The sequence below is a fragment of the Streptomyces sp. CNH287 genome (assembly GCF_000424825.1).
In genome coordinates this window covers 1-14,250 of record NZ_AUKQ01000014.1, presented here as the reverse complement: position 1 = coordinate 14,250, position 14,250 = coordinate 1, and the positions used below count along the sequence as shown (strand labels likewise).

Below are 14,250 nucleotides of genomic sequence, written 5' to 3'. Positions count from 1 at the left end.
TGGGACACGCTGACACAGGCAGTGAGCAGTGGAGGGGTCCGCAACTGCGGACCCCTCGCTCACCTGCGGCTTTGCCATATGGCGGAGGCGGTGGGATTCGAACCCACGGTGACATTGCTGCCACGACGGTTTTCAAGACCGATCCCTTAGGCCGCTCGGGCACACCTCCCGGCGCCGCCCCGGCAGACCCCGACGGCGGCACGGGGACAGCCTAGCGGGCGGCGGCGGGGCGGGTGCCGGGCGGTCGCGACGGCGACCGGGCGCGGAGGCGCGGGCCGGGGCTGGATCATTGGTACACGCCTCTGGCGGTGGGCGTGCGGCGTTGACCTGCCGAAGCGGTGCGGTCAGGCTGCTGGGTGTCGTACCGATGAGCCGGGCCTCCGGCTGCCTCCGCCACCGGAGGCCGAACCCCCACAGGAGTCCGCATGAAGAGACGCATCCTCGGTTTGCTGACCGCACTTGTCATGATCACGTCGGGTTTACTGGCCGGTTCGGCGGTCGCCGCCGCCCCGTCGGCCGCCCCGTCCGCCGCCAAGTCCGGGCCGGCCTTGGCCGACGGCTGCTACACCTGGGGCCGCACGCTCAAGGAGGGCGCGAGCGGCGCCGACGTCACGCAGTTGCAGATCCGCGTGGCCGGATACCCCGGCTACGGCTCCGTACTCGCCGTCGACGGCAGCTACGGCCCGGCCACGAAGGCCGCCGTCACCCGCTTCCAGCGGGCGTACGGGCTGAGCGCCGACGGCGTGGCCGGTCCGAAGACCTTCAGCAAGATCTACGCGCTCCAGGACAACGACTGCACCCCCATCCACTTCACCTACGCCGAACTGAACGGCTGCAACACCAGCTGGTCCGGCGGCGCGGTCTCCGCCGCGACGGCCAAGTCGAACGCGCTGCGGGCCATGTGGGAGCTCGAGGCGCTGCGGCACGCGCTCGGTGACAAGCCGATCCGGGTCACCAGCGGCTTCCGCTCCCGCGCCTGCAACGACGCCGTCGGCGGCTCGCCGAGCAGCCGCCACATGTACGGCGACGGGGTGGACCTCGGAGTCATTCCGCACTCGCTGTGCACGCTGGCGAAGCAGGCCCGCAACCACGGCTTCCGGGGCATCCTCGGCCCGGGCTACCCGGGCCACAGCGACCACACGCACGTGGACCACCGCTCCAGCCGCTTCTGGTCGGCGTCCTCCTGCGGCGTGGGCTGACCAGGCCGCCCACCGGACTCCACCTCCCGGAACGGGAGAGCCCCGCCGCACGGACCGGTGTCCGTACGGCGGGGCTGCGCGTGTACGCGGGCGGCTGCGCGCCGCCGGGAGCACCTAGTCGCCCTTCTGGGACCCCAGGGTCAGCTCCGTGGTCCGCTCCTGGCCGTCCCGCTCGTACGTCACCTTCACCGTCTCGTCCGGCTCGTGCGTCCAGATGGTGGCGATCAGGGTGGGGCCGCTGTCGATCTGCCTGCCGTCGAACTCCGTGATGACGTCGCCCGGCTGGAGGCCCGCCTTGTCGGCCGGGCCACCCTCGGTGACCGGCTCGCCGTTGGTGGCGGACTTGGCGATCTCGGCGCCGCCCGTCGGCTTCTCGCCCATCTGCACCCGGACGCCGATCATCGGGTAGACCGGCACCCCGGTCTCGATCAGCTGACCGGCGACGCGCTTCGCCTGGTTGATCGGGATGGCGAAGCCGAGGCCGACGCTGCCGGACTGGCCCTCGCCCATCCCGCCGCCGCCCGAGCGGATCGCCGAGTTCACGCCGATCACGGCGCCCTTGCCGTCGAGCAGCGGGCCGCCGGAGTTGCCCGGGTTGATGGAGGCGTCGGTCTGGAGGGCGTTCATGTACGAGGCGTCGCCGCCCTCGCCGCCGCTGGCGGCCACCGGCCGGTCCTGGGCGCTGACGATGCCGGTGGTGACGGTGCCGGACAGCCCGAACGGGGCGCCGATCGCGATCGTCGCGTCGCCCACCTTCATCTTGTCCGAGTCGCCCAGCGGCAGCGGCTCCAACTCGCGGTCGCCCGCGTCCTTCAGCTTGATCACCGCGATGTCGTAGCCCTCGGCACGGCCGACGATCTCCGCCCCGTACGTCTTGCCGTCGGAGAAGGTGGCGGTCACCTTCCCGCCGTCCGCCGCGCTGGCGACCACGTGGTTGTTGGTGAGGATGTGGCCCTCCTCGTCGTAGACGAAGCCGGTGCCGGTGCCGCCGCTCTCCCCGCCCGACGCCTCGATGGTCACGACGCTGGGCAGTGCCTTGTCCGCTATCCCCGCGACCGACTTGGGCGAGCGGTTCAGCTCCTCGGAGCGCTGGCCGGACGCGCCGTCCGCGTCGGAGGAGACCGTGGTGGAACCGGAGTCGTCCCGGTCCGCCGCCCAGAAGCCGATCCCGCCGCCCACGCCGCCCGCGAAGAGGGCGGCGGCCAGCACGGCCGCGATCAGCACGCCGGGGCCGCGCCTGCCGCCCGAGCCGGACGGCGTCGGCGCGGGCGGGGTGCCCCACGGGCCCTGCGGACCCTGCGGCCCGCCACCGGCCGGGCCGCCGGGGGTGCCCGGCTCGCCGCCGTAGCCGCCGCCGGACGGCGGCGTACCTTGGCCGCCCGCCGGGCCCGTGCCGTGCGGCTGGCCGCCCGCGGGGGCGCCGCCCCACTGGCCCGCGTGGGCCTCGGCGCCCGGCATGGTCGTCACGGCGGTGACGGGCGGCTGCTGCCGCGTGATGTCGGGCGACGTCATGTCGGGCGCTGCCAGGTCGGGGGACGTCTGGACGGAGGACGCGGCGGCAGAAGCGGCGGGGTCCACCTCGGTGACCGGCGGGGCGGAGCGCTGAAGGCCGGTGGTCGGCGTGTCGTGCGCGGCAGCGGCTCCGGCTCCGGCAACGGCTCCGGCGCCCGGGACGGGGCGCGGCGCGGCGTCGGCGGGCACGGCCCGCAGCTGGGTCGTACCGGCGCTCCCGACGTCCGCGCTCGTGTCGACGCCCTGCTCGGGCGCATCGGGCGCGGGCACGCGCTTGAGCACCGCGGTGTCCTCGCTTCCACCGGCCGGCGGCGACGGGGTGTCCCGTACGGCGCCGCCCGGCGCCGCGTCCCGCGGCGGGGTGGGCTCGGGCAGCGCGAAATCGCCGTCCTGCGACCGGGCAGCCGAGGACTCCGGCGACGGGCCGCCGACCGCGGGACCGGTCGGCGCGGCACCTTGCGTGGGGGGCGCACCCGCCGCGGGTGTGGCGGCGTCGCCCTCGTTCTCGGTGCTCACAGCTCTCTCCTCAGGTACACGACATCGCGGAAGGGATGTGCAAGTCTCCGGGCTCCTCTTCAGCCTTCCCCATGGCCTGTCAGAGGGGCGTAAATCACCGTACGCTCGCGACGAGCGAATCCTTACTCCCGGCAATTCCGGCGCCCGCACCGCGGTCGCACCGCACCCGGCCCAGCGGCACGGCCGCCCCGGTGGCACGATAACCCGGTGAGCCCCCAGAGCCGCCCCGCACGGCGGCCCCTCGACGCGCGACCGCCGGAGCGGATCTCCGTCGTCGCCCACCGGGGCGCCTCCGAGGACGTCCCCGAGCACACGCTGTCCGCCTACCGCAAAGCCATCGACGACGGCGCCGACGCGCTGGAATGCGACGTACGGCTGACCGCCGACGGCCATCTCGTCTGCGTCCACGACCGCCGCGTCAACCGCACCTCCAACGGCCGGGGCGCCGTCTCGGCACTCGAACTCGCCGAACTGGCCGAGCTGGACTTCGGCTCCTGGAAGCACGGGCAGGACGCGCAGCACGGCAAGGACCCCTACGAATCCCCCGACAGCGAGGACCCGGAGCGCACCTCCGTGCTCACCCTGGACCGGCTGCTGCGGCTGGTCGCGGAGGCCGGCCGCCCGGTCGGCCTGGCCATCGAGACCAAGCACCCCACCCGCTGGGCCGGGCAGGTCGAGGAGCGGTTGCTCGCGCTGCTCGACCAGCACCGGCCCGTCTCGCCGGTGCGGATCATGAGCTTCTCCGCCCGCTCGCTGCACCGGGTGCGGGCCGCCGCGCCGGACCTGCCCACCGTCTACCTGATGCAACTGCTGCTGCCCCGGCTGCGGGACGGGCGGCTGCCGCCCGGGGTGCCCGTCGCCGGGCCCGGCATGCGCATCCTGCGCGCCCACCCGGAGTACGTGGAGCGCGCGCACCGGGCCGGGCACGAGGTGCACGTCTGGACGGTGGACGATCCCGCGGACGTGGCGCTGTGCGCGCGGCTCGGCGTCGACGCGGTGATCACCAACCGGCCGCAGCAGGTCCGGGCCCAGCTGACGGCCGCGTCCTGATGAGGGGCGCGGGGCGCACGGCCCGGCTCGTCGGCCGCACACGCAGGGCACCAGGGCGCACGCGCGCCGTATTCGATGGTCACGAACGCGTCAAGACACATGCGCGTATCGGTTTCCTGTGCACCCCTTTTGGGAATTCATCACCTGGCGTGGGGCGGAGCCTGGCGTAAGGCCGTCGATGGCGGGGCCCGGCTTGGGGCAGAGGAGGTTTTCGGGGGTGGCGTTGATGGTGGCACAAGTGCCTGCTTCGTCGACCATGGCCGTGCCCCATGGTCCGGCAGGTGTCGGCGCGGCGCGGCGCAGGATGCGCGAGGAGCTGCGGGCGTGCGGCGCGCCGGAGGGCGTGGTCGACGATGCGACGCTGATCCTCTCCGAGCTGCTGAGCAACGCCTGCCGTCACGCCCGGCCGCTGGACGCGGGCGCGGAGGCGGGCGCGGGCGCCGCCGAGGAGGTCGTACGGGCGGCCTGGAGCCGCGACACCTCGGGCGAGCTGACCATCTCCGTGACCGACGGCGGCGGCCCCACCAGACCCCGCGCGGCGACTCCGTCGGTGAGCGCGCGCGGCGGCCGGGGGCTCGCGATCATCACCTCGCTGGCCAGCGACTGGGGCATCGAGGAGTGTCACGGCGGCGGCACCGGGGTTCCGGTCGCCGCCCGGGCGCGCGAGGGCCGCCGCCACGGCGCGGGCGGCCGGAGCGGCGGCACCGTGGTCACCGGGCCGCCCGCAGGGCAGCAGCCGGGGGTGACCGTCTGGGCGGTCCTCGCCCCGGGTGACGGCCTCGGCCGGGCGTTCGCCGGTTTCGACCTGTCGGAGCTGGACGAGTCGGCCTGACGAGGCGGTTCCCAGCTGTCCCCGGTTCTCTCCAGCACACGGCGGCGCTGCCTCCCGGCGCGGAGCCGTCCCACGTACGCGCCGTACGAGGACCGCCGGACAGAGGCCGGACGAACAGAGGCCGAGGCGAAGCGAGCAGGAGTCGCTCGCAGAGCCGAGGGGCGAACGCAGTGCACCAGACACCCCACCCCGCGAGCTGATCCCCTCCCCACCCCTCAGGGGTTCTCGCGCCGTGGCCGGTGCGACGGGTCCTGCGGACCTGTCGGCCGATTCGCCCGGTACGGCATAGGCTCGCGGCGGAAGTGCCCACCGCAGACCTGGAGTACCGCACGCCATGGCCAAGAAGCGCCGCCCCCTGACGAAGGCCAGCACACCGAAGCCCGTCGACGGCGAGGTTCCCGTCGTCGGCGCACGCGAGCCGTGTCCGTGCGGTTCCGGCCGCCGCTACAAGGCGTGCCACGGGCGGGCCGCCGCCCAGGCCGTCACCGAACTGGTCCGCCGCCCCTTCGAAGGGCTGCCCGCCGAGTACGACTGGGTCGCGCTGCGCGAGCTGGTGCCCGCCGCGACGGTCGAGTTGACGCTGCGGGACGGCCTGCCCGAGGGCGTTCCCGCGGTGCGGCTCGCGACGGTGCTGCCGATGGCCTGGCCCGCGCTGCGGCGCGACACCGGTGAGGTGCTCATCGGGCTCCAGAACGACACGCCCTCCGGGGACATCAGCCGGGATCTGGCGCATGTGCTCCAGCGCGCGCTGACCACCGAGCCGGGCAATCCGGTGGAGGTGGGGCGAGCGGCGCCGGACGGGCCGAGGCTCCAGGATCTGCTCGACCCGGAGGCCGCGTTCACGCCGGAGGTGCACAGCGGCTTCGAATTCTGGCTGGAGGACGCCGAGAAGGCGACCGGCGACGTTGCGGCATCGCTTGAACACGCCAATTCCGCCGCGATTCCCACCGCCCGGCTGAGCGGTTCGGAAGGGGCGTACTGGTGCGAAACCCCGGAGAAGAACCACCTGCGCTGGGTGATGACGCACCCCGAGGAGCAACTCCTCGACGCGCTCGCCCGACTGCACGCCGCGGGCGCCTCCTCGCTCGGTGAGGGCACCCGGCTGGTCGGCTCGTTCCGCGCGCACGGGCTCACGGTTCCCGTCTGGGACCTGCCCAGCGCGATGACCTCGGAGGACTGCGAGAAGCCCGCCGAGGAGTTCGCCGGCCGGCTGGCGGAGGCGCTCGCGGCGACCGCCCCGCTGACTCCGGAGGAGCGGCGGGCGCGCAGCGGGCTGACCAACCGTCAGGTCACCCTGAGCTGACCCGGGCGCGTCGGCGGGGCGGGGGAATATGACCGTGACCCCCGTCACAGTCATTGCGCTCAGCAGGTGTACCCACAGGTAATTCGACGTCCGGATCTGCGCGATCGAATTTGCGAAAAGCCGATCTCTTGTTACCGTTCATAGTGCCCGGTCGCTGGTGCATCCCCCGTCGCCAGCGGCCGGGCTTTTCGCTGCCCTGACACTCGCAGCGCCCTTCCGGCTCACTCCCGACTCGCCGCGAGGCAGGGGGAGTTGACCCGCAGTCGACTCCCCCTGGTGCAGCCGCCGAAGCGCTTCCCGCAACGCACCGGATATCCCCCGCACAACCGGCGGCGCATTACTCTCCGCCATGCGTACGGGTCAACTCCCGTGCCTCGGCGCGAGTTAACCACCCGAACGGGTGAACTTGCCTGGCAGCCGCGCCGATTGGACCGCGCCGAACGCCGCGTCCGCACCCGCGGGTGCGGCGCACCGCACCCGCGTTCGACCGCTCAGTACGCCAGCCTGCTGTCCGGGTCGGGCACCGCCGCGCTCGCCTCCACCAGGCCCTCGAGCAGGGTCTCCATCCGGGGCAGCCACGGCGCGCCGCACCCGCGTTCGACCGCCGGCCGCCGCTCCCAGCGCAGCGGCGCACCGGCCGCGCCCGAGGGCGGCAGCGCGACGTAGCCGCCCTCGCCGTGGAAGCGCAGCGAGCTGGGCACCCAGTCGTGGGTGTACAGCAGGTCGCCCAACTCCTCCAGCCCGTACGGGGCGACGAGCAGCGCGAAGCGCGTCGGGCTCGCCACCACGGGGCCGACCCGCACGCCGCGCCGCCGGAACTCCGCCAGCGCGCGCACCCCCGCGATCGCGGGGAGGCTCAGCGCGCACGGGGCGCGCCCGCCGCCGTCCGCTGCGGCTCCGGTGGCCAGGATCAGCGAGGCGTCCGGCCGCGCCGTCCACCACCAGCTGACCATGCGGGGGTCGGTGGTCGCAGCCAGGAGCACCGGGTCGACCGGGTGTGCGCCCGCAACCACGCAGTCCGGGTCACCGCAGGAGCACGCCGCCGAAGACGAATCCGAGGACGAATCCGGCAGGTCGGGCCGGTGGTCTCTCGCGCACGTCGCGCCGGGCACGACGGGCCACTGCCACTGGGTCGCACTGGTGAGCGCCGCGCTGTGCAGCGTTGACCGGGTCATGCGTCGCCTTCCGAGGATCTCGCGCATGAGCGCTCGTTCCTTTCCGTTCCGTGAACGCCAAGGATCTTCTCGTTCGGAGATCGTCTAGCCCATCACACCACGTAGATCACGAATAACTGTGCGTACAAGGCACTGCATCATGCCGCTCGACGAGCGTGGTACCAGGCGGGGGACAGCGCGCTGTCGGCGCTTCCTCTTCGTACTCCCGCCAATTCGGGGGTGGGCGCGGCCCTCACGGGGTAAGACGCGCGGGGTTCCTGCACAGTTCCGTACCCGCGATGGCCGAGGTGACTCTCCTCCCGTCGCACGACCGCCGCCTGGGAGAAGCATCGGCGCGCGATGAGCTGTCGTGCGCGCCCAGTCGACCTCAAAATGCGAGAGACGACAATACTTTTCCGCCAACTTCGCTCAGTCTCGGTCCGCTCACCGAGGGCACCGGCAGCACACGGGACACCATCAATCCCATCGGGACAATGCTGGACATCGTGTCATCTCTGCGTGTACATCTGGATGCGTTGAGAGCGGCCCAGCATGAGCATGAGGGTTTGCGATGCTATTGAGCACAGTTCACTTGGGCGAAAGCCGTCACCTATGAGCAAACCTCGTATGCCGAAAGTGGCTGGAATCAACCCTGCGATTCCCGCTCCGCCGCACACTGCGCCCGTCGATCAGCTGGCCGCCGTCCAGGACCGGCTCGCGAGCTGGATCTCCGACCTGACCACCCTGCACGACCTGACCGAGCGGCTCGCCCGCTCCGCCGGTCTCGACTCCGCGCTGCGCGAAGTCCTGGGCGCGGGTGCGGCCCTCGTCGGCGCGCGGCGCGGACTGCTCGCGCTCGCCCCCGCCGACGGGCTCGGCCCCGACCGCACCATCGGGCTGGGGCTCGGCCGCGCCGAACTGGGCCAGATCGAGACCGTGCCGCGCAACTCCGGCTCGTACACCCGGCTGATCGACGGCCTCGGCCCACCGAGCCCACCGGCCCCGCCCAGCGCGCCCGGCCCCCCGGCCATCGCCCACCCCGACATCGCCCTCGACGACCGCCTCGCCCCCCTGCACCGCGAGGTCGCCGCCCGCCTCGGCTGCGGCGCCAGCTACGCCGTCCCGCTCACCACCTCGGCCGGCGCCCGGGTGGGCGCCGCCGTCTGGCTCTACGACGAGCCCGCCGAGCCGGACGCGCGCCAGCGCCACCTGCTCGACCTCTACCTCCGCTGCGCCACCGAGCAGCTCGCCCGGCACCTGGAGCTGACCCGGGCGCGTACGGCGGTCACCGCCGTACGCGAGGAGATGCTGCCCAGCCGCCTGCCCCGGGTGCCCGGCGTGCGGCTGGCCGTCCGGCACCGTACGGCGCCGCGCGGCGGCGGCGACTGGTACGACGCGCTGGCGCTGCCCGAGGGCGCGCTCGGGCTGGCGGTCGGCGGCGTGACCGGCGGCGGACCGGGCGCGCTGGCGGCGATGGGGCGGCTGCGCGCCTCGCTGCGCGCGTACGCGGTGATGGAGGGCGAGGACCCGGTAGCCGTGCTCTCGGACCTCGAACTGCTGCTGCGGCTCACCGAGCCCGCCCGTTCCGCGACCGCGCTGTTCGGTTACGCCGAACCCGCCCGGCGCCGGATCGTACTGGCTGGTGCGGGGCACTGCCCGCCGCTGGTCACCGGGTACGGGCGCACCGAGTACGCCGAGACGACGCTCTCCGCTCCGCTGGGCATGCTGGCCTGCTGGGAGGCGCCGAGCCTCGAGCTGCGCCTGCGGCCGGGCGAGACGCTGCTGCTCTACAGCGACGGGCTGCTGCACCGGTGCGGTGGCGGCATGGACCAGGCGTTCGCCCGGCTGCGCGCGGTGGTGGCGGGCGCGCCGCCGGAGGCGGGCACCGATCCGGAGGCGATGGTCGACCACGTGCTGCGCGCGGTGCCGCCGGAGGGGCGGGACCGCGGGGACGACCGGGAGGACGTCGTCCTGCTGGCCGCGCGCTTCGGCTGACCGGCGGACCGGAGGGCTGACGGCCCCCGGACCGTGACAGAAACGTCACAAGCTTTCACTCCTGTACACCGACGGCCGCCGCCCTACCATGGACAACGGTCCGGAACAGGCATTCGGAACAGGAACGAGAAAGAGTGGTGGACGTGGCAGACGCCCCGGAGGAAGAGCCGATTCAGCAGCGGAAGAACGGCCAGTACGCGGAAGTCTCCGACGAGCTGGCCGCGAACATGCGGACGGGCTGGGCCGACACCGAGCTGCGGGATCTGGCCCCCGTCCCCCAGGCCGGGCGGACCGCCGCTCGCCGGGCGGCGCTCTCGGCCCGCTTCCCCGGTGAGCGTCTGGTGATCCCGGCGGGCAACCTGAAGACGCGTTCCAACGACACCGATTACGCCTTCCGCGCCTCGGTCGAGTACGCCTACCTCACCGGCGACACGACCGAGGACGGCGTCCTGGTCCTGGAGCCCGTCGAGGACGGCGCGACGGGGTCGGCCGGCGGCCACGACGCGACGCTCTACCTCCTGCCCCGCTCCGACCGGGAGAACGGCGAGTTCTGGCTCGACCACCAGGGCGAGCTGTGGGTCGGCCGCCGCCACAGCCTCACCGAGGCCGGGCAGCTGTACGGCATGGCCTGCGAGGACGTCCGCACGGTGGCGGACAAGCTGCGCGCGGCCACCGGGCCGGTGCGCACGGTGCGCGGGTACGACGCGGGCATCGACGCGGCGCACACCGACAAGGTGACGGCCGAGCGCGACGCGGAGCTGTGCACCTTCCTCTCCGAGATGCGGCTGATCAAGGACGCGTTCGAGATCGGCGAGCTGCAGAAGGCCTGCGAGTCGACGGTGCGCGGCTTCGAGGACGTCGTACGCGTGCTGGACCGGGCCGAGGCGACCTCCGAGCGGTACATCGAGGGCACCTTCTTCCTGCGCGCCCGCGTGGAGGGCAACGACATCGGGTACGGCTCGATCTGTGCCGCCGGACCGCACGCCACCACCCTGCACTGGGTGCGCAACGACGGCGCCGTCCGCTCCGGCGAGCTGCTGCTGCTGGACGCGGGCGTGGAGACGGACACCCTCTACACCGCCGACGTCACGCGTACGCTGCCGATCAACGGCCGCTTCGACGACCTCCAGCGCAAGATCTACGACGCGGTGTACGAGGCGCAGGAGGCGGGCATCGCCGCCGTGCGGCCGGGCGCGAAGTACCTGGACTTCCACTGGGCGGCGCAGCGCGTGCTCGCCGCCAGGCTCGTGGAGTGGGGTCTGCTGGAGGGCCCGGTCGACCGCGTGCTGGAGCTGGGCCTCCAGCGCCGCTGGACGCTGCACGGCACCGGTCACATGCTCGGCATGGACGTGCACGACTGCGCGGTCGCCCGCCGGGAGACGTACGTGGAGGGCACGTTGGAGCCCGGCATGTGCCTCACGGTGGAGCCCGGCCTCTACTTCCAGGCGGACGACCTGACGGTCCCCGAGGAGTACCGGGGCATCGGCGTGCGCATCGAGGACGACATCCTGGTGACCGAGGACGGCAACCGCAATCTGTCGGACGGGCTGCCGCGCACGAGCGACGAGGTCGAGTCCTGGATGGCCCGTCTCAGGGGCTGAGACCGGCAGATCGGCGGCACACGCCGCCCACCTGTGACAACGCGCCCCCCTCTGCTTCTCACACCGAGGAGTAGAGGGGGGCGCGTTCCATTCTTCGGACGCGCCCTGGTGACCGGCGCGTGCCGCTGCCATACTCCAGCACATGACAAGCGGAGTGAGACTGGTGCAGCGGCTGCACGTGGATCTCCTGCGCGTCTCCACCTGCATGTGTTGACTCTCGAAGGCGGCGCCCAGGGGCGGTTCGTGCCCCGCAGTGGCGCACGCCGTGGGCACCGGGCCGCTCCACCGAGCTGAACGGCCTGCCGCCCGCCCCCGCCCGGCAGTCCACGTCCACATGCAGCTCTCCTGACGCGGTGCTTCGCACTCCGGCTTGGCCGGTGTGCCCGGTCGGCGGTGCCTCCGCCGTGCCTCCCCGACTCCCGTGTCCCGTCAGCATGTCCGGTTGGCCTGTCCGAGCGCGGCCCCACACCCCTCCCGCTCCGCTCTTCGACCGCGACATGAGGACACCGTGACCCACTTCCTGATCTTCGCCTTCTTCGGGCTGGTCGCCCAACTCGTGGACGGCACCCTCGGCATGGCCTTCGGCGTCACCTCCACCACTCTGCTGCTCATAGCCGGCACCTCTCCCGCGACCGCCTCCGCCTCCGTCCACCTCGCCGAGATCGGCACCTCGCTGGTCTCCGGCTTCTCGCACTGGAAGTTCCGCAACGTCGACTGGAAGATCGTCTTCAGACTCGCGGTGCCCGGCGGCATCGGGGCGTTCGTCGGCGCCACCGTGCTCTCCAACCTCTCCACCGAGCTGGCCGAACCGTGGATGGCCGGGGTGCTGCTGGCGCTGGGCGTCTACATCTTCCTCCGCTTCACCTTCCGGCCGCCGCGCACGGACAAGGCGAAGTGGTCCACACCGCGCCGCCGTTACCTCGGACCGCTCGGCCTGTTCGCCGGGTTCGTCGACGCCACGGGCGGCGGCGGCTGGGGCCCGGTGGCCACCCCCGCGCTGCTGGGCTCAGGGCGGGTCGAGCCGCGCAAGGTGGTCGGTTCGGTGGACACCTCCGAGTTCGTCGTCTCGGTCGCGGCCAGCCTCGGCTTCCTGCTCGCACTCGGCGACGAGCAGCTGAACTGGGTGACGGTCGCCGGGCTCCTCGTCGGCGGCGCGGTGGCCGCGCCGTTCGCGGCGTGGCTGGTCAGCCGGGTGCCCACCCGGCTGCTCGGCTCGCTGGTCGGCGGCATCGTCATCCTCACCAACTCGCGCACCCTGCTGAAGACGAACGACGTGGACGGTCCGACGCGGGCCCTGGTGTACGTGGTGCTGTACGTGATCTGGGCGGCGGCCGTCGCCTACTCCGTGCAGGGCGTCCGCCGCGAGCGCGCGGAGGCCGCCGCCGCGGGCGGTGGCGGCGGCACCGGGGCGGACGGCGCGGCGCCGGACGAGGCGTCGGACGCGGTGGACGCGCACGCCACCGCGGACGCCACCGGGGCCGGGACCGGGGCCGGCTCGACGAAGGCGCCTTTCGTTCCCTGACCCCGCCGCGCCGTACTCCGCGGCGCGACCCGCCCGCGCGCGCTCAGCCGCGCGCGGGCGGCTTGACCGCGACGCCCGCCCACAGGCTCACCGCCGCGTCGTCCAGTTCACCGATCCGGGCCAGGCCCTCGGTGTCCTCGTCCGGGTGCCAGCGGTGCGGCACCTCCACCCCGGGCTCCACCAGCTCCAGGCCGGTGAAGAACCGCGCCACCTCCGCCTTGCTGCGCACCTGCGCACTGCCGCCGTCCGCCTTGTACACCTCGATCGCACTCTCCCACTCCTCCGGCGCGAAGTCCGGGGTGCACTGCGAGATCACCACGTAACTGCCGGGGGCGAGCGCGTCCACCAGCTCGGCGACCAGGCCGTGCGGGTCCTGCTCGTCGGTGAGGTAGTGCAGCAGCCCGACCAGGCTCAGCGCGACCGGCCGGGTCATGTCCAGGGTGTCACGCAGCTGCGCCGAGTTGAGGATGGCGCCGGGCTCGGTGATGTCCGCCTCGACGTAGGCCGTCCGCCCCTCGGGCGTACCGGTGAGCAGCGCGCGGGCGTGGGCCAGCACGATCGGGTCGTTGTCGGCGTAGACGACGCGGGCCGAGGGCAGGACGGACTGGACCACCTCGTGCAGGTTGGGCCGGGTGGGGATGCCGGTGCCGATGTCGAGGAACTGGCTGATGCCGCGCTCTGCGAGGTAGCGGCCCGCCCGGTGCATGAAGGAGCGGTTGGCGCGCGCGGCCGTACGGAAGCCGGGGAAGGCGGCGAGCAGCTTCTCGGCGACGGCGCGGTCCGGCGGGTAGTTGGTCTTGCCGCCCAGGAAGTAGTCGTAGATACGGGCGCTGTGGTGGCGGTCGAGACCGAGGTCGCGCTCGGGCGGCGCCTCTCCCGGGTCAGGGTCCTGTCCGTGCTGCTCGTCCATACGCGCCCCTTCGTACCTGCTCGGGGCACCGGCAGGCGGAACGAGCGCCCCGCGCCGGTGCGTTCGGCACATTCTGCACCCGCGCCACCGCGGCCCGGTAGCCCGCTGCCGCTTCCGCGGGACGGATTCGGACTGGTGAACAGGAGTGTCTGCAGGGGCAGTTGGTCTGGCGATGCAAGCACAGGCGCACTTACAGTTGTACGCACATCTGCAAGCACAGATGCGCGTACATCCACCGACACCGGCATCTGGCCAGGCAGAATCAGATACCGCGAACGGCAGTGAAGGAGCCGTGGGATGCAGCAGATCGACAACGGAGTTCCGGCCCATCTGATCGAGGGAGCCACCTGGCGCAAGAGCGGGCGGAGCGCTCCCGGCGGCAACTGCGTCGAGCTGGCCGCCCTCCCGGGCGGGGGCGTCGCCGTACGCAACTCCCGCGAGCCGGCCGGGCCCGCGCTCATCTACCCCGGGAAGGACCTGGCCGCCTTCCTCACCGGCATCAAGGACGGCGAGTTCGACTCCCTGCTGCCACAGCGCTAGTGCCGCGTCAGGCAAGGTTTGCCCGGTAGCGAGGCGTCCTGGTGCGGCCGGCCGGAAGGCGCCTGATCGGCCTCGTAGTGGGCTACTCGGTCGATCGGGCAACGCAGCGGATGGGC

General features: G+C 73.1%; 12 protein-coding genes and 1 tRNA gene. 9 read left to right on the top strand and 4 right to left on the bottom strand.

Annotated features, from left to right (window positions below; translation table 11 throughout):
• Positions 1–79: 79 nt before the first annotated feature.
• Positions 80–169, bottom strand: a tRNA-Ser gene (locus H299_RS0115120).
• Between the two features lie 256 nt (positions 170–425).
• Here H299_RS0115120 and H299_RS0115115 point away from each other — a divergent pair.
• Positions 426–1,199, top strand: coding sequence for a D-Ala-D-Ala carboxypeptidase family metallohydrolase (locus H299_RS0115115; protein ID WP_027749094.1), 774 nt, complete (start codon positions 426–428; stop codon positions 1,197–1,199).
• A 114-nt stretch (positions 1,200–1,313) separates the two neighbouring features.
• Here the strand turns inward: H299_RS0115115 and H299_RS0115110 are convergent, their stop codons facing one another.
• Complete coding sequence (locus H299_RS0115110; protein ID WP_027749093.1) at positions 1,314–3,227, bottom strand: trypsin-like peptidase domain-containing protein; 1,914 nt, start codon at positions 3,225–3,227, stop codon at positions 1,314–1,316.
• Positions 3,228–3,434: 207 nt separating this feature from the next.
• Here H299_RS0115110 and H299_RS0115105 point away from each other — a divergent pair, with 207 nt between their 5' ends.
• The 3 genes from H299_RS0115105 (at position 3,435) to H299_RS0115095 (ending at position 6,412) form a co-directional block, all read left to right on the top strand.
• Positions 3,435–4,277 (top strand): glycerophosphodiester phosphodiesterase, encoded by an 843-nt coding sequence (locus tag H299_RS0115105; protein WP_037759172.1) that lies wholly within the window; start codon positions 3,435–3,437, stop codon positions 4,275–4,277.
• Between the two features lie 217 nt (positions 4,278–4,494).
• Positions 4,495–5,109 (top strand): ATP-binding protein, encoded by a 615-nt coding sequence (locus H299_RS0115100; protein ID WP_027749091.1) that lies wholly within the window; start codon positions 4,495–4,497, stop codon positions 5,107–5,109.
• A 334-nt stretch (positions 5,110–5,443) separates the two neighbouring features.
• Positions 5,444–6,412, top strand: a complete 969-nt coding sequence (locus H299_RS0115095) for a DUF5926 family protein (RefSeq protein WP_027749090.1) — start codon at positions 5,444–5,446, stop codon at positions 6,410–6,412.
• A 491-nt stretch (positions 6,413–6,903) separates the two neighbouring features.
• Here H299_RS0115095 and H299_RS0115090 read toward each other — a convergent pair whose 3' ends face one another.
• The gene (locus H299_RS0115090; protein ID WP_027749089.1) at positions 6,904–7,614 is read right to left on the bottom strand and encodes a bifunctional DNA primase/polymerase; all 711 of its coding nucleotides are present in this window, start codon (positions 7,612–7,614) and stop codon (positions 6,904–6,906) included.
• 564 nt (positions 7,615–8,178) lie between these two features.
• Between H299_RS0115090 and H299_RS0115085 the strand changes: the two genes are divergently transcribed.
• The 4 genes from H299_RS0115085 (at position 8,179) to H299_RS34295 (ending at position 12,684) form a co-directional block, all read left to right on the top strand.
• Positions 8,179–9,561, top strand: a complete 1,383-nt coding sequence (locus tag H299_RS0115085) for a PP2C family protein-serine/threonine phosphatase (RefSeq protein ID WP_037759167.1) — start codon at positions 8,179–8,181, stop codon at positions 9,559–9,561.
• Positions 9,562–9,704: 143 nt separating this feature from the next.
• Positions 9,705–11,162, top strand: coding sequence for an aminopeptidase P family protein (locus H299_RS0115080; RefSeq protein WP_078512781.1), 1,458 nt, complete (start codon positions 9,705–9,707; stop codon positions 11,160–11,162).
• Between the two features lie 142 nt (positions 11,163–11,304).
• Positions 11,305–11,376: a putative leader peptide gene (locus tag H299_RS40440; RefSeq protein WP_486587295.1), complete on the top strand. Its 72-nt coding sequence runs from the start codon at positions 11,305–11,307 to the stop codon at positions 11,374–11,376.
• A 294-nt stretch (positions 11,377–11,670) separates the two neighbouring features.
• Positions 11,671–12,684: a sulfite exporter TauE/SafE family protein gene (locus tag H299_RS34295; protein ID WP_051262499.1), complete on the top strand. Its 1,014-nt coding sequence runs from the start codon at positions 11,671–11,673 to the stop codon at positions 12,682–12,684.
• Between the two features lie 43 nt (positions 12,685–12,727).
• Here the strand turns inward: H299_RS34295 and H299_RS0115070 are convergent, their stop codons facing one another.
• The gene (locus H299_RS0115070) at positions 12,728–13,594 is read right to left on the bottom strand and encodes an SAM-dependent methyltransferase (protein ID WP_027749086.1); all 867 of its coding nucleotides are present in this window, start codon (positions 13,592–13,594) and stop codon (positions 12,728–12,730) included.
• 297 nt (positions 13,595–13,891) lie between these two features.
• Here H299_RS0115070 and H299_RS0115065 point away from each other — a divergent pair, with 297 nt between their 5' ends.
• Positions 13,892–14,134 (top strand): DUF397 domain-containing protein, encoded by a 243-nt coding sequence (locus H299_RS0115065; RefSeq protein WP_027749085.1) that lies wholly within the window; start codon positions 13,892–13,894, stop codon positions 14,132–14,134.
• Positions 14,135–14,250: the final 116 nt, after the last annotated feature.